25 protein-coding genes are annotated in these 23668 nt (G+C 63.7%); 13 read left to right on the forward strand and 12 right to left on the reverse strand.

Annotation, left to right across the window (positions count from 1 at the left end; genetic code table 11):
* Window positions 1-453: a MarR family winged helix-turn-helix transcriptional regulator gene (locus HNP49_RS17860; protein WP_184685545.1), complete on the reverse strand. Its 453-nt coding sequence runs from the start codon at window positions 451-453 to the stop codon at window positions 1-3.
* Between the two features lie 80 nt (window positions 454-533).
* Here HNP49_RS17860 and HNP49_RS17865 point away from each other — a divergent pair, with 80 nt between their 5' ends.
* From HNP49_RS17865 to HNP49_RS17875, 3 genes are read left to right on the forward strand one after another with little or no spacing between them, the layout of a single operon-like run.
* Entirely contained in the window at window positions 534-1688 is a 1155-nt protein-coding gene (locus HNP49_RS17865; protein ID WP_184685546.1) for a PLP-dependent aminotransferase family protein, read from the forward strand.
* Between the two features lie 29 nt (window positions 1689-1717).
* Window positions 1718-2320, forward strand: coding sequence for a glutathione S-transferase family protein (locus tag HNP49_RS17870; protein ID WP_095940032.1), 603 nt, complete (start codon window positions 1718-1720; stop codon window positions 2318-2320).
* A gap of 4 nt (window positions 2321-2324) precedes the next feature.
* The gene (locus tag HNP49_RS17875) at window positions 2325-2852 is read left to right on the forward strand and encodes a GNAT family N-acetyltransferase (RefSeq protein ID WP_184685547.1); all 528 of its coding nucleotides are present in this window, start codon (window positions 2325-2327) and stop codon (window positions 2850-2852) included.
* A 1-nt stretch (window position 2853) separates the two neighbouring features.
* On the opposite strand, the gene folE is transcribed toward HNP49_RS17875, so the two are convergent.
* On the reverse strand, window positions 2854-3399 hold the full coding sequence (gene folE, locus HNP49_RS17880) for a GTP cyclohydrolase I FolE (RefSeq protein WP_184685548.1): 546 nt from the start codon (window positions 3397-3399) through the stop codon (window positions 2854-2856).
* Window positions 3400-3566: 167 nt separating this feature from the next.
* Between folE and HNP49_RS17885 the strand changes: the two genes are divergently transcribed.
* Entirely contained in the window at window positions 3567-4016 is a 450-nt protein-coding gene (locus HNP49_RS17885; protein WP_184685549.1) for a hypothetical protein, read from the forward strand.
* Window positions 4013-5581 (forward strand): FAD-dependent oxidoreductase, encoded by a 1569-nt coding sequence (locus HNP49_RS17890; RefSeq protein WP_184685550.1) that lies wholly within the window; start codon window positions 4013-4015, stop codon window positions 5579-5581. Before HNP49_RS17885 ends, HNP49_RS17890 begins: the two co-directional genes overlap by 4 nt.
* 6 nt (window positions 5582-5587) lie before the next feature.
* Here the strand turns inward: HNP49_RS17890 and HNP49_RS17895 are convergent, their stop codons facing one another.
* Window positions 5588-6148, reverse strand: a complete 561-nt coding sequence (locus HNP49_RS17895) for a Smr/MutS family protein (RefSeq protein WP_184685552.1) — start codon at window positions 6146-6148, stop codon at window positions 5588-5590.
* 36 nt (window positions 6149-6184) lie between these two features.
* Entirely contained in the window at window positions 6185-6505 is a 321-nt protein-coding gene (locus tag HNP49_RS17900; protein ID WP_184685553.1) for a hypothetical protein, read from the reverse strand.
* 117 nt (window positions 6506-6622) lie between these two features.
* Here HNP49_RS17900 and prmB point away from each other — a divergent pair, with 117 nt between their 5' ends.
* Window positions 6623-7534, forward strand: a complete 912-nt coding sequence (prmB, locus tag HNP49_RS17905; RefSeq protein WP_184685554.1) for a 50S ribosomal protein L3 N(5)-glutamine methyltransferase — start codon at window positions 6623-6625, stop codon at window positions 7532-7534.
* Window positions 7535-7548: 14 nt separating this feature from the next.
* On the opposite strand, the gene HNP49_RS17910 is transcribed toward prmB, so the two are convergent.
* Window positions 7549-8334: a hypothetical protein gene (locus tag HNP49_RS17910; RefSeq protein WP_184685555.1), complete on the reverse strand. Its 786-nt coding sequence runs from the start codon at window positions 8332-8334 to the stop codon at window positions 7549-7551.
* A 155-nt stretch (window positions 8335-8489) separates the two neighbouring features.
* Between HNP49_RS17910 and aroC the strand changes: the two genes are divergently transcribed.
* From aroC to HNP49_RS17945, 7 genes are all read left to right on the forward strand, one after another.
* Complete coding sequence (aroC, locus tag HNP49_RS17915; protein ID WP_184685560.1) at window positions 8490-9581, forward strand: chorismate synthase; 1092 nt, start codon at window positions 8490-8492, stop codon at window positions 9579-9581.
* Complete coding sequence (locus tag HNP49_RS17920) at window positions 9578-10759, forward strand: MFS transporter (protein ID WP_184685565.1); 1182 nt, start codon at window positions 9578-9580, stop codon at window positions 10757-10759. The genes aroC and HNP49_RS17920 overlap by 4 nt, the downstream gene beginning before the upstream one ends.
* Entirely contained in the window at window positions 10756-11298 is a 543-nt protein-coding gene (locus HNP49_RS17925) for a cupin domain-containing protein (protein ID WP_184685566.1), read from the forward strand. Before HNP49_RS17920 ends, HNP49_RS17925 begins: the two co-directional genes overlap by 4 nt.
* Before the next feature lie 70 nt (window positions 11299-11368).
* Complete coding sequence (locus HNP49_RS17930; RefSeq protein ID WP_184685568.1) at window positions 11369-11764, forward strand: MAPEG family protein; 396 nt, start codon at window positions 11369-11371, stop codon at window positions 11762-11764.
* Window positions 11765-11773: 9 nt separating this feature from the next.
* A complete protein-coding gene (locus HNP49_RS17935; protein WP_184685571.1) occupies window positions 11774-11965 on the forward strand; it encodes a PLDc N-terminal domain-containing protein in 192 nt (63 codons plus the stop codon).
* A 111-nt stretch (window positions 11966-12076) separates the two neighbouring features.
* Window positions 12077-14116, forward strand: a complete 2040-nt coding sequence (locus HNP49_RS17940) for an LTA synthase family protein (RefSeq protein ID WP_184685573.1) — start codon at window positions 12077-12079, stop codon at window positions 14114-14116.
* 77 nt (window positions 14117-14193) lie between these two features.
* Window positions 14194-14409 (forward strand): VF530 family DNA-binding protein, encoded by a 216-nt coding sequence (locus HNP49_RS17945; RefSeq protein WP_095940018.1) that lies wholly within the window; start codon window positions 14194-14196, stop codon window positions 14407-14409.
* Here HNP49_RS17945 and HNP49_RS17950 read toward each other — a convergent pair.
* From HNP49_RS17950 to HNP49_RS17980, 7 genes are read right to left on the reverse strand one after another with little or no spacing between them, the layout of a single operon-like run.
* Window positions 14406-16361 (reverse strand): acetoacetate--CoA ligase, encoded by a 1956-nt coding sequence (locus tag HNP49_RS17950; protein WP_184685574.1) that lies wholly within the window; start codon window positions 16359-16361, stop codon window positions 14406-14408. The two genes, HNP49_RS17945 and HNP49_RS17950, sit on opposite strands and share 4 nt — an antisense overlap.
* Window positions 16362-16363: 2 nt before the next feature.
* The gene (locus HNP49_RS17955; RefSeq protein ID WP_221445294.1) at window positions 16364-17278 is read right to left on the reverse strand and encodes a hydroxymethylglutaryl-CoA lyase; all 915 of its coding nucleotides are present in this window, start codon (window positions 17276-17278) and stop codon (window positions 16364-16366) included.
* Complete coding sequence (locus HNP49_RS17960; RefSeq protein ID WP_184685576.1) at window positions 17275-19224, reverse strand: acetyl/propionyl/methylcrotonyl-CoA carboxylase subunit alpha; 1950 nt, start codon at window positions 19222-19224, stop codon at window positions 17275-17277. Before HNP49_RS17960 ends, HNP49_RS17955 begins: the two co-directional genes overlap by 4 nt.
* On the reverse strand, window positions 19224-20021 hold the full coding sequence (locus HNP49_RS17965) for a gamma-carboxygeranoyl-CoA hydratase (RefSeq protein WP_184685577.1): 798 nt from the start codon (window positions 20019-20021) through the stop codon (window positions 19224-19226). Before HNP49_RS17965 ends, HNP49_RS17960 begins: the two co-directional genes overlap by 1 nt.
* A gap of 5 nt (window positions 20022-20026) precedes the next feature.
* The gene (locus HNP49_RS17970; RefSeq protein WP_184685578.1) at window positions 20027-21634 is read right to left on the reverse strand and encodes a carboxyl transferase domain-containing protein; all 1608 of its coding nucleotides are present in this window, start codon (window positions 21632-21634) and stop codon (window positions 20027-20029) included.
* A 50-nt stretch (window positions 21635-21684) separates the two neighbouring features.
* The gene (locus tag HNP49_RS17975) at window positions 21685-22848 is read right to left on the reverse strand and encodes an isovaleryl-CoA dehydrogenase (protein WP_184685580.1); all 1164 of its coding nucleotides are present in this window, start codon (window positions 22846-22848) and stop codon (window positions 21685-21687) included.
* 40 nt (window positions 22849-22888) lie between these two features.
* On the reverse strand, window positions 22889-23278 hold the full coding sequence (locus HNP49_RS17980; protein WP_095940013.1) for a MerR family DNA-binding transcriptional regulator: 390 nt from the start codon (window positions 23276-23278) through the stop codon (window positions 22889-22891).
* Window positions 23279-23668: the final 390 nt, after the last annotated feature.

Here is a 23668-nt window from a genome sequence, read left to right on the forward strand (position 1 = left end):
CTAGTCGCTGTGCTCGGCCTGGCGAATGCGCCCCAGCGCCTGGTTGACGCTCAGCCAGTTCTCGACCGCCTGGGCGCCGACCTCATCAAACACGCGCTCCAGCAGGCGGGCCTGTTCGCGGCGCAGGGCTTTTTCCAGTTTGGCGCCCTCGGGCGTGAAGCTGAGCAGGCGCTTACGTTTGTCATCGGCGGCCACCACACTCTCCACCAGATGCATCTCCATCAGCTGGCGCAGCGGCGTATTCAGCGCCTGCTTGCTCACGCCCAGGTAGGTCAATAGTTCCTTGACGCTCAGGTCCGGGTACTTGGCGATGAAGAACAGGATGCGGTGATGCACCCGCGACAGCTCGCGGCGGGCGAGGATTTCGTCCGGTTTGGCGGTGAATGCCTGGTAGCCGAAGAAGAAGGCTTCCATCGCCTGCTGCTGAACGGTTGGGTTTTTTAGGTCAGGCATGTTGACGTATCTGTGGTGGTTGGCGTAGTTTCGGTCAATCAGTTCGACTTAATTTATCCGCTTTAGCATCCGGTGTCCCCATGGCCTTCTCCGAACGTGTTTCCCGCCTGAAAAGCTCCCTGATCCGTGAAATCCTCGCCGCGGCCCAGCGCCCAGAGGTGATGTCCTTCGCGGGCGGCCTGCCGGCCGAGCCGATGCTGCCGAAGGTGGACTGGAGCGGCATGCCGGCGAGCATGAGTCAGTACGGCATGAGCGAGGGCGAGCCGGAGCTGCGCGAGCGCATTGCCGAGGAAGCGCGCAAGCTGGGCGTACCCTGCGAGGCGAGCCAGGTGCTGGTGGTGTGTGGCTCGCAGCAGACCCTGGACCTGGCCAGCAAGCTGTTCATCGATCCGGGTACCGAGATTCTGGTCGAGGCGCCGACCTACCTGGCCGCGCTGCAGTCGTTCCAGCTGTTCGGTGCCGACTGCCTGACCGTGCCGCAGGAGGCCGACGGCCCCGAGCTTGCGGCACTGCGCGCGCGCCTGGAGCAGCACAAGCCGGCGTTCGCCTACCTGATCCCGACTTTCCAGAACCCCTCGGCGGTACGTTACAGCGAAGCCAAGCGCGACGCCGTGGCGGCGTTGCTGGACGAGTTCAATGTCACCCTGATCGAAGATGAACCCTATCGCGAGCTGGTGTTCGATGAGGGCAGTGCCACGCCGATCGTCAGCCGCCTCAAGCGCGCCAGCTGGATCTACACCGGCACCATGTCCAAGACCCTGCTGCCAGGCCTGCGCGTGGGCTTCCTGATTGCCACTCCGGACCTGTTCCCGCATCTGCTGCGTCTGAAACAGTCGGCCGACCTGCACACCAACCGCATCGGTCAGTGGCAGGCTTTGCAGTGGCTGGGCACCGAGCAGTACCACGCGCACCTGGCCGAGCTGCGCGATTTCTACCGCCAGCGCCGTGATGCCATGCAGGCCGCGCTGGAGGAACACTTCAGTGACCTGGCCGACTGGCAGGTGCCGCAGGGCGGGCTGTTCTTCTGGCTGACCCTCAAGCAGCCGCTGGATACCCGCACCCTGCTGCAGCCGGCCATGGCGCAGAACGTCGCGTTCATGCCCGGTGAGCCGTTCTTTACCGAGCCGGATGCCCATCCGGGGCATTTGCGTCTTAACTTCAGCCATGTGGAACCGGAGCGACTGGGCGAGGGCCTGCGCCGTTTGGCCGCCGTGGTCCGTGAGGCGCAGCAGTGAGTCAGCCGTCAGTTTAAGGAGAGAAGGGGATGTACAAGGTCTACGGCGATTACCGTTCCGGCAACTGCTACAAGGTCAAGCTGGCCCTGCACCTGCTGGATATTCCCTATGAGTGGGTGGCGGTCGATATTCTCAAGGGCGAGACCCGCAGCGAGGCCTTTCTGGCCAAGAACCCCAACGGCAAGATCCCGGTGCTGGAGCTGGAAGACGGCACCTGCCTGTGGGAGTCCAATGCCATTCTCAACTTCCTGGCCGACGGCAGCGAGCTGCTGCCGCGCGAGCCTCGCCTGCGCACCCAGGTGCTGCAGTGGCAGTTCTTCGAGCAGTACAGCCATGAGCCGTTTGTCGCCGTGGCGCGTTTCATCCAGTTCTATCAGGGGCTGCCCGAGGAGCGTCGTGCCGAGTATGAGCGTTGCCACATCGACGGCTACAAGGCGCTGGCGGTGATGGAGCAGCAGCTGATGCGCACGCCGTACCTGGTCGGCGACAGCTACACCATCGCCGATATCGCCCTGTACGCCTACACCCACGTGGCCCACGAGGGCGGTTTCGACCTGTCCGGCTTCCCGGCAATCAACGCCTGGCTGGCACGGGTGGCCAGTCATCCGCGTCACGTTGGCATGTACGACTGAGACCATGAGCGTCGAGCTGCTCAGCGCCCGCCTGCACCTGCGCCCCCTGGGGCTGCAGGACGGCCAGGCGCTGCGCGGCGATCCGGCGGTGCTGGGCGGCATGCACAAGTTGCCGCGCATGCTCGACGGCTGGGTGGCGGACCTGCTGGCCGGCGAATCCGGTGAGCTGACCTGGGCGGTCGGCCCGCGTGGCAATCGCTCGCTGAATGGCTGCCTGGGCATGCTCAATGCCTCGCTGGACGATGACGAGGCCGAGCTGTCCTGCTGGATCGCTCCGGCATATCGGCGCCAGGGCTACGCCACCGAGGCTCTGGCACGGATTATCGATTACCTGTTCGAGGACGAGAAACTGGAGCGTCTGCGCGGCAGCTGCTACCGGCGCAACCGCGCGGCGGCGCGGGTGCTGGAGAAGTGCGGCATGCAGCGCCAGGGTCAGATGCAGGAGCAGGAGGGCAGCAAAAGCCAGCAGGACCTGCTGCTCTACAGCCTGTCACGGGCAGACTGGCAGGCCCGTCGCCTGGGCCTCGAATAGATCAGCTGACCAGGCTGAGGAATTCGCTGCGAGTCGCCGGGTTGTTGCGGAATTCGCCCAGCATCACCGAGGTGACCATCGACGAATTCTGCTTCTCCACTCCGCGCATCATCATGCACATGTGCTGGGCTTCGATCACCACGGCCACGCCGAGGGCGCCGGTCACCTGCTCGATGGCCTCGGCGATCTGCCGGCTGAGATTTTCCTGAATCTGCAGACGTCGCGCGTACATGTCGACGATGCGCGCCACCTTGGACAGGCCGAGCACCTTGCCGTTGGGGATATAGGCCACATGTGCCTTGCCGATGAAGGGCAGCAGGTGGTGCTCGCACAGCGAATACAGCTCGATGTTCTTCACCAGCACCATTTCGCTGTTGTCGGAGCTGAACAGCGCGCCGTTGGTGACTTCTTCCAGGGTCTGCTGGTAGCCGCGACACAGGTACTGCATGGCCTTGGCCGCGCGCTTGGGCGTGTCGAGCAGGCCTTCGCGGGACACGTCTTCGCCGAGTTGACCGAGAATGGCGGTGTATTGCTGTTCCAGGGACATGGGAATTCCACTCAAATTTGCAGCCGCGCAGGGTAGGCGGCGCGCTCGTTGCTGGCAAGTGCCACTCGCCTTGGCGATTACCACCCTGTTGTTGGCCGATATGCGGGCTGCCGCAGGCGGAGATGGCGATTAGTCTAGAGCAATAACTCTAACAATAAGGCGTCGCCATGATCGATACGCTCAATCGGCTTTCTCTGGGCCAACTGCTGGCCCGTTACCGTCTCCTGCCTGCCGCGACCACGCTGACAGGGCGTTGGCGCGCCGAATTTGTCGGGCCCTTGTGGCTGCGCCTAAGTGCTGGGCCGAGCATTGCCCTGAGTGGCATGCCGGGCTGGTACGGCAAGCGCTTTCTCGATTCGACGGCAGCAGTGAATCTGCAGCGCCGCGGCGATCAGTGGCATGAGTTGCTGCCGATGACCTGCAGCGAACAACCTTCCTGGCTCGACGGCCAGCCCTGCGCGGCGCTCGGCTACGGTGCGGCGACGCGCCGGCCCTGGCGCTGGGTGCGCGACGAGCTGCGCCAGCTGGACGAGCGGCACTGCCTGTGCCTGACCTTTGTCGATCTGCCGGGCCTACGTCGGCTGGGCTTTCCCTTCCTGCTGGTGCGCGAGGCATGAGCGAGGCCTTCGATGTGCTGATCATTGGCTCGGGCTTCGGTGGCAGCGTCAGCGCCCTGCGTCTGGCCGAGAAGGGCTATCGGGTGGCCGTGCTGGAGCAGGGGCGCGAACACAGTGCGGCGGACTTTCAGCGCTCCGGGCAGTCGATGCGTCATCTGCTCTGGGCGCCGGCGCTGGGCCTGCGTGGCCCGCTGGCGCAGAAGGTCTACCGCAATGTTGGCGTCGTCCACGGCGTCGGCGTGGGCGGCGGCAGTCTGGTGTATGCCGCCGTGCTGCTGGAGCCGCAAGCGGCCTTCTATCGCGATCCGGTCTGGGCGGCTCTCGATAGCGACTGGCAGGCGAGCCTGGCGCCGCATTACCAGCGTGCCCGGCAGATGCTCGGCGTGGTCGACAATCCCTACCAGGGCCAGCAGGATCAGTGGCTGGCGCAGACTGCTACGGCCATGGGTGCGGCCGGGAGTTACGGAGCGGTGCCACAGGGTATCTATTTCGGTCCGCAGGATACTGTGCTCGATCCGTATTTCGCCGGCCAGGGCCCACAGCGGCGAGGTTGTAATCGCTGTGGCAGCTGCATCAGCGGCTGCCCGCAGGGGGCGAAGAACAGCCTTGACCTGAATTATCTCTATCTGGCGCGCCAGCTGGGCGTGCAGGTATTCAGCGATACCCGGGTCAGCCATATCAGCCGCCACGGCGCGGGCTATCGGGTGCATCTGCGCAGCCGCATGTTACCGGTGCGCAGCCTGGATGCGGCGCAGGTGATTGTCGCCGCCGGGGTGCTCGGCAGCCTGGAGATCCTGTTTGCCAGTCGCGATCGCTACCGGACACTGACGCAACTGCCGGCGGCACTGGGCGAGCATGTGCGCACCAACAGTGAAGCGATAGTGGCGATCCGTGGACGGACCGGGGTGGATGTCAGCCAGGGCACCACCATTTCCAGCCATTTCCACGCCGATGCCCAGACTCACATCACCCAGAACCGTTTCCCGCCCAGCTACAACTTCATGCGCCTGTACATGGGGCCTCTGGTGGATGACGCGCGGCCGTTGCGGCGTGCCGGCAAGGTACTGGGCGAATTGCTGCGTCGCCCACTGCATTGGCTGGGGCACTGGCGCACGGCGGACTGGTATCGGCGTATCTCGGTGCTGACGGTGATGCAGCAGGCCGACAACCAGCTGGCCTTTGCCTATCGGCGGCGCTGGTGGCGACTGGGCGGTTTTGCCCTGGATTCACGCTTGTCCGTCGGCGAGGCTTCACCCACCTATCTGCCTCAGGCCAACCGAGCGGCCCGCGCGTTTGCCGAGGTGAGCGGTGGTGAGGCGCTGAACGTACTGCCGGAGAGCCTGGGCAATCGCGCGGTGACGGCCCATCTGCTGGGCGGCGCGGTGATGGCGGCCGGCTCCGAGCAGGGCGTGGTGGACGCCCGGCACCAGGTGTTCGGCCATCCGGGGCTTTATGTGATCGACGGCAGCAGCATCCCGGCCAATGTCGGGGTCAATCCGAGCCTGACCATCGCCGCGTTGGCCGAACGGGCCATCAGTCTGTGGCCAGAGCGTGATGCTGGTTGAGTCGCCTCAGTCCTCGTCGCGGCCATCCATCATGGTGCGCTTGAGCAGCACGTAGACCGCGCCGGTGCCGCCATGCTTGGGCTGGCAGGAGGTGAAGCCCAGTACCTGCGGGTGCTGGCGCAGCCAGGTGTTGACGTGGCTCTTGATCATCGGCCGCTTGCCGTCGAGACGCGCGGCCTTGCCGTGGGTCACGCGTACGCAACGGACTTCGTAGCGCGCGGCTTCGGCAAAGAAGTCCCAGAGTGTTTCGCGGGCCTTTTCCACGCTCATGCCGTGCAGATCGAGGCTGCCTTCGAAGGGCACCTGGCCGGCCTTGAGCTTACGCAGCTGGCTGTCCTGCACACCGTCGCGGGCCCAGTACAACTCATCCTCGGCGCCGACATCGATGACGAACTGATCGGACAGGCCGTCGACCTTGGTCTCCGTGGTGCGCACCATGGCGTTCTGCCGGCGCTGCTGGATCTGCTGGCGATCAGGGCGAACCTTGCCGGTGTCGGCCTGGTCGACCTGGATACGTTTGACACCGCGCATCTCGCTGGTGAACAGGGAAAAATCATCGTCTGGCATGGAAGGCTCCGCACTGAGGCGGGCATTTTAGCCTGATCAGGGTTGGCGTTTCAGCAGATCACGGGCGAAGGACAGTTGCCCGTGCTGACGTCGGTGGCGGCGCGCGACGCGCCACAGGCGGATGCCACCGGCCAGCGAGCCCAGGGCGCCCAGGCCGAGCAGGGCAATGGTAGTAGTTGAAGAGCTGGCCGTGCCGAGCGGAGTGGCCTGGCCGAGCAGGCTGGCCAGGGTCGCCAGCAGCAGGAGCACGCCGCCGGCGCTGAGCAGCGCGCCGAAGGCAGCCAGCAGACGCCAGCGCCACGGTCCGGGGCGACGGTCGCGCAGGCAGCGCGCGTTGAAATTTCCCGAGCGTTTCATGAGGCTCCTCCAGCGGCTCGCTCGTTCGACCCGCTGATCAGGCAGAAGTTCAGTGGGGCAGGTGTGTCATCTTCGTTATGCGTTTAGAATCGCCCACCCGCTTTTCAGGAGTGCGCCGTGAACCCGTCCCGTCTGCTTACCCTGCGTGACCATATCCGCTGGGCCGTCAGCCGTTTTCATGCCGAAGAGCTGTTCTTCGGTCACGGTACCGACAACGCCTGGGACGATGCCCGCCATCTGGTGCTCGGTGCCCTGCACCTGCCGTTCGAGATTGCCGACAGCTACCTGGATTGCCGCCTGGAAGACGGCGAGCGCGAGCATCTGCAATGGTTGCTCCGTCGCCGCATCGAGGAACGCGTGCCGACCGCCTATCTGGTGGGTGAGGCCTGGTTCTGCGGTTTGCCGTTCCTGGTCGATGAGCGGGTGCTGGTGCCACGTTCACCGATTGCCGAGCTGATTGGTGCGCAGTTCGAACCCTGGCTGCCCAGGCCGCCGGCGCGGATTCTTGACCTGTGCACCGGTTCTGGCTGCATCGGTATTGCCTGTGCCTATGCCTTCCCGGAGGCCGAAGTGGTGCTGGGCGATCTGTCCTTTGACGCTCTGGAAGTGGCTTGCCAGAACATCGAGCGGCATGGTCTGGAAGACCGTGTCTACACCGTTCAGGGTGACGGTTTCGAAGGTCTGCCCAAGCAGCGTTTTGACCTGATCGTCTCCAACCCGCCCTATGTGGACGCCGAGGACTTCGCCGACATGCCGGCCGAGTATCAACACGAGCCGGCGCTGGGGCTGGCCTGTGGCGAGGATGGTCTGGATCTGGTGCGGCGCATGCTGGCAGAGGCCGCCGATCATCTGACCGAGCAGGGCGTGCTGATTGTCGAGGTGGGTAACAGCCAGGTGCATGTTCAGGCGCTGTACCCGGAGGTGGATTTCACCTGGCTGGAGTTCGAAGAGGGCGGCCACGGCGTATTCCTGCTGGCGGCAGCGCAGTGCCGCGAACATCAGGCGCTGTTTCGCTCGCGCCTGCGCTGAGTGGCAGTAGCTGCTTAGAAAATCATTAGTAGGAAGACCAGCGCTGCTTCAAACAGGCCGAACAGCACCAGCAGGGTGATGGTAAAGCGCAGCGCCGACTCGTCGCGTTTGCGTGCCTGTACCTGTTCTTCCAGTACGCGAATCTTCAGCGCCTGTTCGTGCAGGCTCTGGTCGGCCTGCTGCAGCATCTGACCGGCGTCGAGCATGCTCAGCGGCATCAGCTTGTCGCGGTTCCAGTCTGCATTCAGGCCGGCGACCAGCCCTGCATGGATGCGCCCCTTCATGTGCAACTTGTCTTCGTACTCGACGGTAAAACCCAGGCTTTCCAGCAGCTTGTCGCGGCGCAGGCGGTTCTCGTCGTCCAGGCTGCCCTTCATGCCCAGGGCAAAGTCTTCCACCTGATAGGCGGAGAAGTGCTGGCGGGCCCAACTGATGGCCTGGGCCAGGAGAAAGCGGCCCAGTCCGCGGTTGCCGGGTTCGACCTGCAGGCCAGCCTCGGGGGCGAAACTGAGGCGGCGCTCGGCGTGATTGACCCACACCTCCAGCAGGTTGGTTTCCTTGTGCAGCATTTGCCCGGGTAGCTGCACGGTCAGGCGCAACAGGCTGAGATCCTTGGTGTGGCGCTCCACCCTGCCCAGCTCGGCAAAGCGCAGCGGGCGCGCGCCAGCCCCGCGTTCGGTGGGTTGCGCGGCCAGGCGCAGCAGATGGTGCTGCTTGGGTTTCAGCTCCGCCCATTGCGCCTTGAGCAGGGCAATCGGGTCGGCAGGCTGTTCTTCAGGGATGCTGGGCGTTTCGCTCATGCCGGGGCTGCCAGTTCTTGTTGTTGACTCTATATCGGCCAAATGACGCGACTCTGCAACTGTGGCAGATGTTCATCAGCCCTGCCGGGGCGTGTCAGGCCCAGGCGGCATGGGTATACTGGCGGCCCTGTTTGAGCCCTCCGCGGAGCCTTGTGATGTCCGGCAATACCTACGGCAAGCTGTTCACCGTCACCACCGCTGGCGAAAGCCATGGTCCTGCGCTGGTCGCCATCGTTGACGGTTGCCCGCCGGGCATCGAAATTTCCCTTGAGGATCTGCAGCGCGATCTCGATCGCCGCAAGCCGGGTACCAGCCGCCACACCACCCAGCGCCAGGAAGACGATGAAGTCGAAATCCTGGCCGGGGTATTCGAAGGCAAGACCACTGGCTGCTCGATCGGCCTGCTGATCCGCAATACCGACCAGAAGTCCAAGGACTACTCGGCGATCAAGGATCTGTTCCGCCCGGCCCATGCCGACTACACCTACCACCACAAGTACGGCATCCGCGATTACCGGGGCGGTGGCCGCAGCTCGGCGCGCGAAACCGCCATGCGCGTGGCCGCTGGCGCCATCGCCAAGAAGGTGCTGGCCGGCTTCGGCATCACCGTGCGTGGCTACATGAGCCAGCTGGGCCCGATCGAGATTCCCTTCAAGACCTGGGACAGCGTCGAAGAGAACGCCTTCTTCAGTCCCGACCCGGACAAGGTGCCGGAGCTGGAGGCCTATATGGACCAGCTGCGTCGTGACCAGGATTCGGTCGGCGCGAAGATCACCGTGGTGGCCGAAGGCGTAATGCCGGGCCTGGGTGAGCCGATTTTCGATCGCCTGGACGCCGAGCTGGCCCATGCACTGATGAGCATCAACGCGGTCAAGGGCGTCGAGATCGGTGACGGCTTTGCCTGTGTTGCCCAGCGCGGCACCGAGCACCGCGATGAACTGACGCCGGACGGTTTCGTCAGCAACCATGCCGGCGGCATCCTCGGTGGCATTTCCTCCGGTCAGCCGATTGTGGCCCACCTGGCGCTCAAGCCGACTTCCAGCATCACCACGCCGGGCCGCTCCATCGATATCCACGGCAACCCGGTGGAGGTCATCACCAAGGGTCGCCACGACCCGTGCGTCGGTATCCGTGCCACGCCGATCGCCGAGGCGATGATGGCCATCGTCCTGCTCGACCACCTGTTGCGTCACCGCGCGCAGAACGCCGCCGTGCAGGTGATCACGCCGGTACTGCCACAACTGTGACGGCCCAGCCGCTGCCGTACTGGCGGCTGTCCGGCTTCTATTTCTTCTACTTCGGCCTGCTCGGAGCCACGGCGCCTTTTCTGGCGCTGTACTTCGAGCAACTGGGCTTCTCGCCGGCACGCATCGGCGAGCTGGTGGCCATTCCCATGCTGATGCGCTGTGTGGCGCCGAACCTGTGGGGCTGGCTCGGTGATCGCACCGGCCAGCGTCTGCTGATCGTGCGCCTGGGTGCCTTCGCCACGCTGGCCAGTCTCAGTTTGATCTTCATCAGCCAGAGCTATGCCTGGCTGGCGCTGGTGATGGCGCTGCATGCGTTCTTCTGGCACGCGGTGCTGCCGCAGTTCGAGGTCATCACCCTGGCGCACCTGCGCGAGCAGTCGGCACGCTACACCCAGTTGCGCCTGTGGGGCTCGATCGGCTTCATCCTCACGGTAGTGGGCCTGGGTGAGCTGTTCGAGGTGTTCAGTCTGAGCATCTATCCCTGGGTGCTGCTGGCGATAATCGCGGGCATTGCCCTGTCCAGCTGCTGGGTACCCGATGCCCGACCGATCACCCATCTGCAGCACAGCGCCGGCCATGGCTTTGTCCGGCAGTTGATGCAGCCGGGCGTTATCGCCTTTTACCTCTGTGTGGCGTTGATGCAGCTGTCACACGGGCCGTACTACACCTTCATCACCATTCACCTGGAAAGCCTGGGCTACTCGCGGGGCGTGATCGGTCAGCTGTGGGCGCTCGGCGTGGTGGCGGAGATCCTGCTGTTCATGGGCATGGCGCGTCTGCTGCAGCATGTCAGTCTGAAACAGCTGCTGATTGCCAGCTTTCTGATTGCCGCGCTGCGCTGGTTGCTGCTGGGCTTTGTCGCCGATCAGCTGTGGCTGCTGCTGTTTGCCCAGCTGCTGCATGCCGCTACCTTTGGCAGTTTCCACGCTGCGGCCATTCACTTCGTACAGCGTAGTTTCGGCCCCGGCCAGCAAGGTCAGGGCCAGGCGTTGTATGCCGCGCTGGCCGGTGTAGGTGGCGCGCTGGGCGCTCTCTATGCCGGCTACAGCTGGAACAGCCTGGGGCCGGCCTGGACCTTTGCCCTGGCCAGTGTGGCGGCACTGGCCGCAGCGGCTATCATGGCCGCCTGTTTGCGTGACACTGCTGTGCATTCCGAATCACGGGAGAACCGATCATGAGCCGCCTGAGCGTCTACCACGAGAGTCTACCGGCCGTGCCCAACAAGGTGCTCAGCCTGCCCGAACACATCAGCGCAACCCTGGCTGAGCTGGGCGTGCAGTTTGCCCAGTGGCCGCGAGGCCAGTTGCCGGCCGACGCCGATGACGCAGCGATTCTGGCCGCCTACCGTGAGCCGCTCGCGGCACTACAGGCTACCGGCGACTACCCGCGGGTCGAGATCAGCCGGGTGGGCCCGGATCAGGCCGACCGGATCGAGCTGCGTGACCGCTACCTGGCCGAGCACCGGCATGCGGGCGTCGAGGCGCGATTCTTCGTAGCCGGGCAGGGCCTGTTCAGCCTGCACATCGCCGACCATGTCTATGAAGTACTGTGCGAGCGCGGTGATCTGCTGGTGATCCCGGCCAATACCTGGCACTGGTTCGACATGGGTGAGCGACCGAGCTACGTGACGCTGCGTTTGCTGGGGCAAGCCGATGGCTGGCAGGCCGAGTACAGCGGCGATGAAATCGCCAGTCGCTTCAACCGTCTGGAGGATTGATCGGTTCACGCGACAACCTGTTGGCGCTACGGTTAGTCTTCCCCACACAACAACAAGAAAGGAGAATTTCATGCTGCCTATTACCGCTTTGTATGCCTCCCTGCTGGCCGCTCTGGTCATGGTGCTGGCCGCGTTGGTCGTGGCCATCCGCAAGGGTGCCAAGATCGGTCTCGGCGATGCCGGCAATCAGGCACTGCAGGTGCGTATCCGCGCCCATGCCAATGCGCTGGAGAACATTCCGCTGGCCCTGATCCTGCTGGCACTGGCCGAACTCAACGGTCTGTCGCCGATTCTCCTGCACCTGGCAGGTCTCTCCCTGCTGGTGGCGCGCATCGCCCATGCCTACGGCTTTCTGGCGACTCAGGGTCAATACTCGCGCGGGCGCTTCTTCGGCACCCTGGCCACCTGGCTGGTGATCCTTGGCCTTGCGTTGGCCAACTTCCTTCTAGCCATGAGCCACGTCTGAGGAGGTCGCATGGCTACCCTGTTCAGTACCCTGGTCAGTCTCGGCTTCATCGCCCTGGTGTTGTGGGCGATCCTCGAAGTGGTCAACAGCAGTGCCGAGGTCGGCTTCAAGGTGCTGTGGATTCTGCTGTTGTTGTTCCTGCCCCTGATCGGACTGATCATCTGGGCTTTGGTGGGGCCACGCCGGGTCAAGACGGTGTGAATGGCTTGCAGGGCATGACAGGTTTTTCACAGGGGCAGGGCTAAGCTGCGCGCCTTTTTCACGATCGGCCCCTCCAGCAAGGGCCTTTGATGAACTGGCAACGGTAGCCCCATGTCTGCAACCACGGCTTCACCTGTTCTTAACGCCCCTTCGGTTCGTCAGCATCTGGCCTTTACGGCTGGAGCGGCACTGATCTTTCTGCTGCTGTGCAGCTCGCTGCGGGCACTGCTGCTGTTCTACAACCGTGAGCTGATCGGTGAGGCCAGCACGCTGACCCTGGCTGAAGCCTTTTTCAATGGCTTGCGCTTTGACCTGCGACTGACCGTGTATGCCTGCGCACCGCTGTTGCTGGCGTTGCTCAATCAGACGGCGATGATCCGTCGTGACTGGCAGCGGCTGTGGCTCACCCTGTTCGCCAGCCTCACACTGTTTCTCGGTGTGCTGGAGCTGGATTTCTACCGCGAGTTTCAGCAGCGTCTGAATAGCCTGGTGTTCCAGTATTTCGAGGAAGACCTTCAGACCGTATTGAGCATGCTCTGGCATGGCTATCCGGTGCTGCGCTATCTGCTGGCATGGGCCCTGGCAACTGTGGGCCTGTGGGCGCTGTTCAGTTGGCTGGATCTGCACACCCGTAGTGATCAGCCTGTTCCACAGAGCCATTGGGTGCGGCGTACTGCACTGTTTCTGGTGCTGCTCATGCCGACCGTGCTGGCGGCGCGTGGCACCATCAAGCAGGGGCCGCCACTGCGCTGGGGTGACGCCTTCACCACCGATTCGATGTTTGCCAATCAGTTGGGCCTCAATGGCACATTGAGCTTGGTTGATGCGGCGAAAAACACCTTCTCCAGTCATCGCGATCATGCCTGGCAGGCGACACTGCCGGAGGCCGAGGCAACTAGCCTGGTGCGCCAGATGCTGCTGACCGAACACGATCAACTGGTGGATGCAGACCTTGCGGCAGTCCGTCGTGATTTCCGTCCGGCCCCGGATGCGTTGCTGCCAATTCAGAATGTGGTGGTGATCCTGCTGGAAAGCTTCGCCGGGCATTCGGTGGGAGCGCTGGGTGATTCTCATGGCATCACGCCGAACTTCGATCGCCTGGCCAAGGAGGGGCTGCTGTTCACCCGGCTTTTCTCCAATGGTACTCATACCCACCAGGGCATGTTTGCCACCATGGCCTGCTTCCCGAACCTGCCGAGCTTCGAGTACCTGATGCGCATGCCCGAAGGGGCGCATAAGTTTTCCGGCCTGCCGCAACTGCTCAGCGCCCGTCAGTTCGACGACCTGTATGTCTACAACGGCAACTTCCAGTGGGATAACCAGTCGGGCTTCTTCAGTAACCAGGGCATGACCCGTTTCATTGGTCGCGAGGATTTCGTCAATCCGGTGTACATGGATCCGACCTGGGGTGTCTCGGATCAGGACATGTTCGACCGGGGAGCGGCTGAGCTGGCCAAGCTGGTGCCGGAAAAGCCTTTCTATGCCTTGCTGCAAAGCCTGTCCAACCACACGCCTTACGCGCTGCCAGATCCGCTGCCAGTGCCGGCGGTGACGGGGCAGGGTGGGCAGAATCTGCACCTGACGGCCATGCGCTATTCGGACTGGGCGTTGGGCCAGTTCTTTGCCAAGGCGAAACAGTCGCCTTACTACGACAAGACGCTGTTTGTCATTGTTGGCGACCACGGCTTTGGTGTGCCCGATCAGCTCACCGAGCTGAACATGTTGCGCTTCAATGTGCCGCTTTTGCTGATCGCGCCGGGCATTCAGGAACGTTTTGGTACACAGAGCGATGTGGTCGGCTCGCAGGTCGATGTGGTGCCTACCATCATGGGGCGCCTTGGCGGAGAAACCCGTCATCAGTGCTGGGGACGAGACCTGCTTGGCTTGCCGGCTGGCGATCCCGGCTTTGCTGTGGTGAAGCCTTCCGGCAGTGACCAGACCGTTGCCCTGATCAGTGGCGAGCAGATCCTTGTGGAGCCGAAAGATCTGGAACCGCGCCTGTATCGCTACCAATTGGGGGCTACGCCGAAGGCTGAACTCATCGAGGATGGCGAGCGGGCCAAGTCGTTGCGTCAGCGTCTGCATGCCTACCTGCAGGTGGCCACCCAGAGCCTGCTGAACAACACGGCAGGCGCCAGTGCGGCCCCATGATTGCAAGTGGCTTGGGCTAGTCGAAGTGGCTGCGCTGCACTAAGCTGCGCAGCCATTTCCTGTTGCCGATAGCCGTCATGACAACTGCCAAAGATCCACTCCACGGTGTCACCCTGCAGGCCATTCTGGTCGAACTGGTGGACACCTACGGCTGGAGTGGCCTGGGCCAGCGCATCGATATCCGCTGCTTCAAGAGCGACCCGAGCATCAAGTCGAGCCTGACCTTCCTGCGCAAGACGCCCTGGGCGCGGGAGAAGGTCGAGGCTCTCTATATTCAGCTCAAAAGCCGTTAACTCATCAGCTCCGGCAGGTCACGGAAGAGTTCCAGCGCTTGGGGGTTGGCTAGGGCGTCGGTGTTCTTCACCGGCCTGCCGTGCACCACGTTGCGCACCGCCAGCTCGACAATCTTGCCGCTGATGGTGCGCGGGATGTCGGCGACCTGGATGATCATCGCCGGCACATGGCGCGGCGTGGCGTTGGCGCGGATCACCTGGCGGATTTCGGCCTGAAGAGTGTCATCCAGCACGACACCTTCGCGCAGACGGACGAACAGCACCACGCGCACGTCGCTATCCCAGTCCTGACCGATGGCGATGGACTCCAGCACCTGCGGCACCTTTTCCACCTGACGGTAGATCTCGGCGGTACCGATGCGCACGCCGCCGGGGTTGAGCACTGCGTCCGAGCGGCCGTGGATCACCAGACCGCCGTGATCGGTGATCTCGGCGTAGTCGCCATGGGCCCAGACACCGGGGAAGCTGGCGAAGTAGGCAGCGTGGAATTTCTCGCCACCAGCGTCGTTCCAGAATCCCACCGGCATGGATGGGAAGTGGCGGGCGCAGATCAACTCGCCTTTTTCCCCGGTGACCGGGCGGCCTTCGTCATTCCATACCTGCACGTCCATCCCCAGGCCCTTGCACTGCAGCTCGCCGCGCCAGACCGGCAGGGTCGGGTTGCCGAGAGCGAAACAGGAGACGATGTCGGTGCCGCCGGAGATGGAGGACAGGCAGAGGTCGGCCTTGATGTCACGGTAGACGTACTCGAAGCTCTCGTGGGCCAGCGGTGAGCCGGTGGAGAGAATGGCCTTCAGCCGGCTCAGCTTGTGAGTTTCGCGTGGCTTGGCGCCGGCCTTTTCCAGGGCAGCGATGAACTTGGCGCTGGTACCGAAGAGGCTGATGTTCTCGGCGTCGATCAGGTCGATCAGGCGCTCGGCCGTGGGATGGAACGGCGAGCCGTCGAACAGCACCAGAGTGGCGCCCAGGGCTAACCCTGAGACCAGCCAGTTCCACATCATCCAGCCGCAGGTGGTGTAGTAGAACAGGGTGTCGTCGGCCGTCAGGTCGGTGTGCAGGTCCAGTTCCTTGACGTGCTGCAGCAGGGTGCCGCCGACGCCATGCACGATGCACTTGGGCACGCCGGTGGTGCCGCTGGAATAAAGGATGTACAGCGGCTGCTCGAAGGCGACCGGCGTGAACTGCGGCTCGCCGCCGGCCTGATAGAAGTCCTGCCACAGGGCGACGCAGGCGTTGGTGTGGAAGTCGTCCGCCTGGGCTTCAGGGCGGGAGTAGGGCACCACCACCAGTTGTGCCAGCGAAGGCAGGCGTTCGAGGATTTCGTTGAGTTTGGCCGTCAGGTCGAGGTTCTTGCCGGCGTAGCGATAGCCAGCGGCGGCGATCAGCACCTTGGGTTCGATCTGGCCGAAGCGGTCGATCACCCCCTGAGTACCGAAGTCCGGGGAGCAGGATGACCAGGTGGCACCGAGGCTGGCGGTGGCGAGCATGCCGACCACCGTCTGCCAGGTGTTGGGCATAAAGGCGGCCACGCGGTCACCGATGCCGACACCGGCGGCCCTGAGGCTCTGCTGCAGGCCGGCGACATGGGTGGCCAGCTCGGCATAGGAGAGCTGCTCGCGGCTACCGTCCTCGCCGATGGCGACCAGCGCCGGATGATCGTCGCGGCGGCGCAGTAGGTGTTCGGCGAAATTCAGGCTGGCGCCGGGGAACCAGTGAGCGCTGGGCATGGCATCGCCCTCGCGCAGCACGCACTCGGGCTGCTGGCTGAAGCGGATGTCGAAGAAATCGACGATGGCCTGCCAGAAAGCCTCGCGTTGCTCAACGCTCCAGGCATGCAGCGCCGGGTAGTCGTCCAGCTGGAGTGCGTGACGCTGGTTGACGAAGCGGCGGAAGGTATCCATGCGGCTGGCGGCGATGCGTTCGGCGGACGGAGCCCAGAGCGGGGTGTTCATGCTCAGACTCCCTGGCAGCCGAGGCGGGCGCGGGCCACCCGAGAGCCATTGGGCTTGCCGAGCACGTCGCAGATGCGCTGGCCGGCGGCGATCAGTTGGTCCATGTCGATACCGGTGTGGATGCCCAGGCCATTGAGCAGGTAGAGCACGTCCTCGGTGGCAACGTTGCCGGTGGCGCCCTTGGCGTAGGGGCAGCCGCCCAGGCCTGCGACCGAGCTGTCGAACACATTGATGCCTTCCAGCAGGCTGGCGTAGATATTGGCCAGCGCCTGGCCGTAGGTGTCGTGGAAGTGCCCGGCGAGTTTCTCGCGCGGGATATCACGACCGACCACCTCGAACAGGCGGCGAGTCTGCCCGGCGGTGCCGACACCGATGGTGTCGCCTAGCGAGACTTCGTAGCAGCCCATGGCCAGCAGCTCGCGGGCCACGGGAGCAACCTGCTCGGCGCGGATCTCGCCTTCGTAGGGGCAGCCGAGTACGCAGGATACATAGCCGCGCACCGTGATGCCGTGGGCCTTGGCCGCTTCCATCACCGGCACGAAGCGCGCGAGGCTTTCGGCGATGGAGCAGTTGATGTTCTTCTGCGAGAAGGCCTCGGAGGCGGCGGCGAACACCGCGACTTCCTTCACTCCCGCTTTCACGGCAGCCTCGAAGCCTTTGAGGTTGGGCGTAAGGGCGCCATAGATCACACCGGGTTTCTTGTGGATTCCGGCAAAGACTTCGGCGCTGCCGGCCATCTGTGGTACCCACTTGGGCGACACGAAACTGCCGACTTCTATATAGGAAAGGCCGGCGGCGCTCAGGTCGTCGGTCAGGCGTACCTTGTCGGCCACGCTGATTGGCTGTTTTTCGTTCTGCAGGCCGTCGCGCGGGCCGACTTCGACCAGGCGGACCTGACGGGGAAGGGCGATGCTCATTCTTCCAGCTCCACCAGCGCGCTGCCTTCGCTGACCAGGTCACCTTCGGCGCAGTACAGCGCCTTGACGATGCCGGCATGAGGCGCACGAATGCTGTGCTCCATCTTCATGGCTTCCAGTACCACCAGCGCGGTGCCGGCTTCCACGGCCTGACCGGCTGCCACCAGGATACGCACGATGCTGCCATTCATCGGGGCGGTCAGACCGCCGTGCTGGGCATGGCTGGCTTCAGCCTCTGCAATCGGGTCGACGCGGCGCACTTCACGAAGCTCTCCCTGCCACTCGATGAACAGTGCCTCACCCTGGCGAATGGCGCGGCGGCTGCTCAGTTGGCCCTGGTCCTGGCAGTAGAGGCGCTCGCCAGCCAGGCACCACCGCGGCTCGGTCGCCTGCTGACGCAGGCGCAGCCAGTGGCGTTGTCCCTGACAGCTCAGGTGCAGGCTGATTTCGGCCGGCAGCCCGGCGCGCCAGCCGTTGTGCATGGCCCAGGGCGAATGCGGATCATCGGCCCGGCCCAGGCCGGCTTCGCTCTGCACCCAGGCCTGGCCGGCCATCTGCCAGAACTCTTCCGGCAGTTCGGCGGGTGCAGGCAGCAGCGCGGCCTGATGACGGCCGATAAAGCCGGTATCCAGTTCGGCCGCGGCGAAGGCCGGGTGAGCCAGTACACGCTGGAGGAAGGCGAGGTTGGTCTTGAAGCCGCCGACGCTGGTGTCGGCGAGCATGCTGAGCAGACGCAGGCGCGCCTCCTCACGGTTCTCGCCCCAGGCGATCAGCTTGGCCAGCATCGGGTCGTAGAACGGTGAGATGGCATCACCCTGGCGTACGCCGCTGTCGACGCGTCGACCTTCGCCGGTGGCTGGCTCCCGGTAGAGGGCGAGGGTGCCGGAGGCCGGCAGGAAGTCCTGCTCGGTGTCTTCGGCATACAGACGGACCTCGATCGCATGCCCCCTGAGCGGGACCTGCTCCTGGGTAATCGGCAGTGCCTCGCCCCGGGCCACGCGTATCTGCCAGGCGACCAGGTCGAGGCCGGTGATGGCCTCGGTAACCGGGTGCTCCACCTGCAGGCGGGTGTTCATTTCCATAAAGAAGAACTGGCCACGGGCATCCAGCAGAAACTCCACGGTGCCGGCGCCGACATAGCCGATGGCCTGGGCGGCCTTGACCGCGGCCTCGCCCATGGCGCGGCGCAGTTCGGGCGAAAGTCCCGGCGCCGGAGCTTCCTCGACCACCTTCTGGTGGCGACGCTGGATCGAGCAGTCACGCTCATTCAGATACAGACAGTTACCATGGCTGTCGGCGAACACCTGGATTTCCACGTGGCGTGGCTGCAGCACGTATTTCTCGACAAGCATGCGCGAATCACCGAAGGCGGACTGCGCTTCGCGCTGGGCAGAGGCGAGGGCTTCGGCCAGTTGCGCTTCGCTTTCCACCACTTTCATGCCCTTGCCGCCGCCACCGGCAGCAGCCTTGAGCAGTACCGGATAGCTGATGGTTGCGGAAGCGGCGCGGAAGGTTGCCAGGTCCTGCGCCTCGCCATGGTAGCCAGGAACTAGGGGGACGCCGGCTTCTTCCATCAGCGCCTTGGCGGCGGACTTGCTGCCCATGGCGCGGATGGCGCTGGCCGGTGGGCCGAGAAAGAGCAGATTGTGTTCGGCGCAGAGCTGGGCGAAATCGGCATTCTCTGAAAGGAAACCGTACCCAGGGTGGATGGCCTGAGCGCCGCTGGCCTTGGCGGCAGCGATGATCTTGTCGGCCAGCAGATAGCTGTCGGCAGGTTTGGCACCGCCCAGATCGATGGCGATATCGGCCTCGCCCACATGCCGGGCGTGTTGGTCGATGGCGCTGTGCACGGCCACGGTGCGAATGCCCATAGCCTTGGCGCTGCGCATCACGCGGCAGGCGATCTCGCCACGGTTGGCCACCAGCAGGGTGTTGATCGGCTTCATCAGTGCGACTCCTGCCAGGCTGGCGTGCGTTTGTTGAGGAAGGCGTTGAGGCCCTCCTGGCCTTCGGCGCTGACGCGGATGCGGGCGATGGCGTTTTCCGTGTAGCGACGCAGCGCTGGGCTGAGGGCGCCCGGGCCGACTTCGCGCAGCAGATCCTTGCTGGCCTGCATGGCCTGCGGGCTGTTCAGCAGCAGGTTGGTGATCCAGCTCTCCGCCTCGCTGTCCAGTTCAATGGCTGAGTAGCATTCGGCGAGCAGGCCGAGCTCACGGGCGCGCTGGCCATCGAAGCGCTCGGCGGTGAGCGCATAGCGCTTGGCCGCTCGCTCGCCCAAAGCCTGTACGACGAAGGGGCTGATCACTGCCGGGGCTAGGCCAATGCGCACCTCGGACAGAGAGAACAGTGCATCTTCGGCACCGATGGCCATGTCGCAGCAGCTGACCAGTCCTACCGCGCCACCGAAGGCGGCGCCCTGGACCACGGCTAGGGTCGGGATCTTCAGGTAGTACAGGTTGTACATCAGCTCGGCCAGTTCGCGGGCATCGTTCAGATTGGCGTTGTAGTCGAGGCCGGCGGCCTGTTGCATCCAGGCCAGATCCGCGCCGGCGGAGAAGTGCTTGCCGCGCCCGCGCAGCACCAGAAAGCGCAGGGTTTTGTCTTCCTGGACGGCATCCAGCGCGAGGATCAGCTCGCGGATCATCTCGGCGTTGAAGGCGTTGTTCTTCTCCGGACGGTTCAGCCAAAGGGTGGCGAAACCGCGCGGGTCTTTGACCAGCTCGACGCTGTTGAAGGTGGTCATGCTCATTACATCCGGAAAATGCCGAACTGGGTCGGCTCGATGGTAGCGTTGAGGCTGGCCGAGAGTGCCAGGCCCAGTACGTCGCGGGTCTGCGCCGGGTCGATCACGCCGTCGTCCCACAGGCGGGCGCTGGAGTAGTAGGGATGCCCCTGGCGCTCGTACTGTTCCAGAATCGGCGCCTTGAGCTGCTGCTCCTCGTCGGCGCTTAAGCTCTGCCCGCTGCGTTCGGCCTGCTCGCGCTTGACCTGAGCCAGCACGCCGGCAGCCTGTTCGCCGCCCATCACGGAGATTCGCGCGTTGGGCCACATCCACAGGAAGCGCGGATCGTAGGCGCGGCCGCACATGCCGTAGTTGCCGGCGCCAAAACTGCCGCCAATGATCACGGTGAATTTCGGCACCTTGGCACAGGCCACGGCGGTCACCAGCTTGGCGCCATGTTTGGCGATACCGCCGGCTTCATACTTCTGCCCGACCATGAAGCCGGTGATGTTCTGCAGAAACAGCAGCGGAATGCCGCGCTGGCAGGCCAGCTCGACAAAGTGCGCGCCTTTTTGTGCCGACTCTGCGAAGAGAATGCCGTTGTTGGCCAGGATCGCCACCGGGTAGCCGTGCAAGTGCGCGAAACCACAGACCAGGGTGGTGCCGAACAGCGCCTTGAATTCATCGAACTGCGAGTCGTCAACCAGACGGGCGATCACTTCGCGTACATCGAAGGGCTGCTTGCTGTCAGCAGGAATCACCCCGTACAGCTCCTCGCTGGCGTAGCGCGGCGCAATCGGCGTGCGCGACTGCAGCTGGCCCTGTTTGCGCCAGTTCAGGTTGGCGATCGAGCGGCGGGCGATGGCCAGGGCGTGCTCGTCGTTCTCGGCATAGTGGTCGGCAACGCCCGAGGTCTTGCAGTGAACATCGGCACCGCCGAGGTCTTCGGCACTGACCACTTCACCGGTGGCCGCGCGAACCAGCGGTGGCCCAGCAAGGAAGATGGTGGCCTGGTTGCGCACCATGATGGCTTCGTCGGCCATAGCCGGTACATAGGCGCCACCGGCGGTGCAGGAACCCATCACCACGGCAATTTGCGGAATGCCCATTGCGCTCATGTTGGCCTGATTGAAGAAGATGCGCCCGAAGTGCTCGCGGTCGGGGAATACCTCGTCCTGCCTTGGCAGGTTGGCGCCGCCGGAGTCCACCAGATAGATACAGGGCAGACGGTTCTGCTGAGCGATGGTCTGTGCACGCAGGTGCTTCTTCACCGTCAGCGGGTAGTAGCTTCCGCCTTTGACCGTGGCATCGTTGGCCACGATCATGCATTCCACGCCGCTGACCCGACCGATACCTGCCACCACACCAGCGGCCGGCACGTCTTCGCCGTACACCTCATGAGCGGCCAGCGGGGCGACCTCCAGAAAGGGCGAACCAGGGTCGAGCAGGGCGTTGATACGCTCACGGGGCAGCAGTTTGCCACGCGAGGTATGCCGCTCCTGTGCCTTGGCACCGCCGCCCTGATGGATGTGATTGAGCAGCCGCTGCAGCTCATCGACTTGGCGCTGCATCGCAGCCTGGTTGGCGGCGTACTCCGGCGAGCGGGTATTGATCTGGGTGTTGAGGATGGCCATCTGGCGCACTCCGTCTCTCGGCGTTACGCCGGCCAGTGGCCGGCGACGGGTCACTTGGTTTCGTTGAACAGCTCGCGGCCGATCAGCATGCGGCGGATTTCGCTGGTGCCGGCGCCGATCTCGTAGAGTTTGGCGTCGCGCAGCAGACGGCCGGCCGGGTATTCATTGGTGTAGCCGTTACCACCGAGGATCTGGATGGTATCCAGTGCCATCTTGGTGGCCATCTCGGCGGTGTAGAGAATGACCGCCGCGGCATCCTTGCGCGACTCCTCGCCGCGGTCGCAGGCCTTGGCCACGTTATAAAGGTAGGACTTCGAAGCATTCATGCCGGCATACATGTCGGCCAGCTTGCCCTGGATGAGCTGGAATTCGCCGATCGACTGATTGAACTGGCGGCGTTCGTGTACGTAAGGCACTACCACGTCCATGCAGGCCTGCATGATCCCGGTCGGGCCGCCGGAGAGGACGGTGCGCTCGTAGTCCAGGCCGCTCATCAGCACTGCTACACCGCGCCCCTCGGCTCCGAGGGTGTTTTCCGCCGGCACTTCGCAGTCCTCGAATACCAACTCGCAGGTGTTGGAGCCGCGCATGCCCAGCTTGTCGAGTTTCTGGTGGCGAGAGAAACCCTTGAAGTCGCGCTCGACGATAAAGGCGGTCATGCCCTTGGAGCCGGCATTGACGTCAGTCTTGGCATAGATCACATAGGTGTTGGCATCCGGGCCGTTGGTGATCCACATCTTGTTGCCGTTGAGCACATAGTGGTCGCCCTTGCGGTCGGCGCGCAGCTTCATAGACACCACGTCGGAGCCGGCATTGGGCTCGCTCATGGCCAGCGCGCCGATGTGCTCGCCAGAGCACAGCTTGGGCAGGTACTTGGCCTTTTGCTCGTGGGTACCGTTCTTGTGGATCTGGTTGACGCACAGGTTGGAGTGCGCGCCATACGACAGCCCGACCGAGGCCGAGGCGCGGCTGATTTCTTCCATGGCAATCACGTGCGCCAGGTAGCCCATGTTGGTGCCGCCGTATTCCTCCGCGACTGTCATGCCGAGCAGGCCCATGTCGCCGAACTTGCGCCACATGTCCATGGGGAACTCGTTGTCCCGGTCGATCTGCGCGGCGCGTGGCGCCAGTTCGGCCTGGGCGAACTGGCGGACTGAGTCGCGAAGCATGTCGATAGTCTCGCCGAGACCGAAGTTGAGGGACGGATAGCTCATGGTTCCACCTGTGTCTTGTCTTTATTAATGAAGAGGGGAGTTAGGCCTGTTGTGATTCGGTTGCCTCAAGCGCTGCCAGGCAGCGCTCTTCGGCGGTATCCAGTTCCAGCTGCATCTGCTGGATGTCGAGTAGCTGCTGCTCAAGCTGAGCACGGCGCTCGGCAATCTTGTGCATGAAGGTTTCCAGCTGCTTGCGGTTCCCGCTTTCGGGGTCGTACAGCTCGATCAGCTCTTTGCACTCGGCTAGGGAAAAGCCGATGCGCTTGCCGCGCAGGATCAGCTTGAGTGTCACCTTGTCTTTGGGGGAGTAAACCCGTTCCTGGCCGCGCCTCTCGGGGGTGAGCATGCCTTGCTCTTCGTAGAAGCGGATGGCGCGGGTGGTGATGTCCAGCTCGCGGGCCAGGTCGGAGATGCTGTAGGAGCTGCTCATAAGGGCACTTTTTCTATTACCTTTACGTAAACGTAAGGCATGCTTTACGTATACGTCAACGTGTTGAGCGTGATTTCTGTCGCTTTGCTGGTGTAATCGTTCATTAGGGCGGCATTTGTAAGATATTTGTGAAATGCTGGTTGACGTTGAAATCTGCGGCCCTATAATGCGCCCCACTTTCAGCGCTTCTGCAAAGAAAGCCTTCCAAAACAATAAGTTATGTTCTGGCGGGTGCTGAGGGTTGGGGGCTTGGTTATACGGCTCCGCGCTTTTGAAGAAGGTTTTCAAAAGTGGCTGTGGAGGGTGTTGACAGTGATCGATGATCCTGTAGAATTCGCCTCCCGCTGACGAGAAGCTGAATGGCTGATCAGAAGCGCAAGCGGTTGAGTA

The organism is Pseudomonas fluvialis (assembly GCF_014207935.1).
Taxonomy (GTDB): domain Bacteria; phylum Pseudomonadota; class Gammaproteobacteria; order Pseudomonadales; family Pseudomonadaceae; genus Aquipseudomonas; species Aquipseudomonas fluvialis_A.

Bases quoted from the DNA above. Each gene is read 5' to 3' on its own strand.
- HNP49_RS17860 (WP_184685545.1), bottom strand. From the start codon at position 453: ATGCCTGACCTAAAAAACCCAACCGTTCAGCAGCAGGCGATGGAAGCC.
- HNP49_RS17865 (WP_184685546.1), top strand. From the start codon at position 534: ATGGCCTTCTCCGAACGTGTTTCCCGCCTGAAAAGCTCCCTGATCCGT.
- HNP49_RS17870 (WP_095940032.1), top strand. From the start codon at position 1,718: ATGTACAAGGTCTACGGCGATTACCGTTCCGGCAACTGCTACAAGGTC.
- HNP49_RS17875 (WP_184685547.1), top strand. From the start codon at position 2,325: ATGAGCGTCGAGCTGCTCAGCGCCCGCCTGCACCTGCGCCCCCTGGGG.
- folE (WP_184685548.1), bottom strand. From the start codon at position 3,399: ATGTCCCTGGAACAGCAATACACCGCCATTCTCGGTCAACTCGGCGAA.
- HNP49_RS17885 (WP_184685549.1), top strand. From the start codon at position 3,567: ATGATCGATACGCTCAATCGGCTTTCTCTGGGCCAACTGCTGGCCCGT.
- HNP49_RS17890 (WP_184685550.1), top strand. From the start codon at position 4,013: ATGAGCGAGGCCTTCGATGTGCTGATCATTGGCTCGGGCTTCGGTGGC.
- HNP49_RS17895 (WP_184685552.1), bottom strand. From the start codon at position 6,148: ATGCCAGACGATGATTTTTCCCTGTTCACCAGCGAGATGCGCGGTGTC.
- HNP49_RS17900 (WP_184685553.1), bottom strand. From the start codon at position 6,505: ATGAAACGCTCGGGAAATTTCAACGCGCGCTGCCTGCGCGACCGTCGC.
- HNP49_RS17910 (WP_184685555.1), bottom strand. From the start codon at position 8,334: ATGAGCGAAACGCCCAGCATCCCTGAAGAACAGCCTGCCGACCCGATT.
- aroC (WP_184685560.1), top strand. From the start codon at position 8,490: ATGTCCGGCAATACCTACGGCAAGCTGTTCACCGTCACCACCGCTGGC.
- HNP49_RS17925 (WP_184685566.1), top strand. From the start codon at position 10,756: ATGAGCCGCCTGAGCGTCTACCACGAGAGTCTACCGGCCGTGCCCAAC.
- HNP49_RS17930 (WP_184685568.1), top strand. From the start codon at position 11,369: ATGCTGCCTATTACCGCTTTGTATGCCTCCCTGCTGGCCGCTCTGGTC.
- HNP49_RS17935 (WP_184685571.1), top strand. From the start codon at position 11,774: ATGGCTACCCTGTTCAGTACCCTGGTCAGTCTCGGCTTCATCGCCCTG.
- HNP49_RS17940 (WP_184685573.1), top strand. From the start codon at position 12,077: ATGTCTGCAACCACGGCTTCACCTGTTCTTAACGCCCCTTCGGTTCGT.
- HNP49_RS17945 (WP_095940018.1), top strand. From the start codon at position 14,194: ATGACAACTGCCAAAGATCCACTCCACGGTGTCACCCTGCAGGCCATT.
- HNP49_RS17950 (WP_184685574.1), bottom strand. From the start codon at position 16,361: ATGAACACCCCGCTCTGGGCTCCGTCCGCCGAACGCATCGCCGCCAGC.
- HNP49_RS17955 (WP_221445294.1), bottom strand. From the start codon at position 17,278: ATGAGCATCGCCCTTCCCCGTCAGGTCCGCCTGGTCGAAGTCGGCCCG.
- HNP49_RS17960 (WP_184685576.1), bottom strand. From the start codon at position 19,224: ATGAAGCCGATCAACACCCTGCTGGTGGCCAACCGTGGCGAGATCGCC.
- HNP49_RS17965 (WP_184685577.1), bottom strand. From the start codon at position 20,021: ATGACCACCTTCAACAGCGTCGAGCTGGTCAAAGACCCGCGCGGTTTC.
- HNP49_RS17970 (WP_184685578.1), bottom strand. From the start codon at position 21,634: ATGGCCATCCTCAACACCCAGATCAATACCCGCTCGCCGGAGTACGCC.
- HNP49_RS17975 (WP_184685580.1), bottom strand. From the start codon at position 22,848: ATGAGCTATCCGTCCCTCAACTTCGGTCTCGGCGAGACTATCGACATG.
- HNP49_RS17980 (WP_095940013.1), bottom strand. From the start codon at position 23,278: ATGAGCAGCTCCTACAGCATCTCCGACCTGGCCCGCGAGCTGGACATC.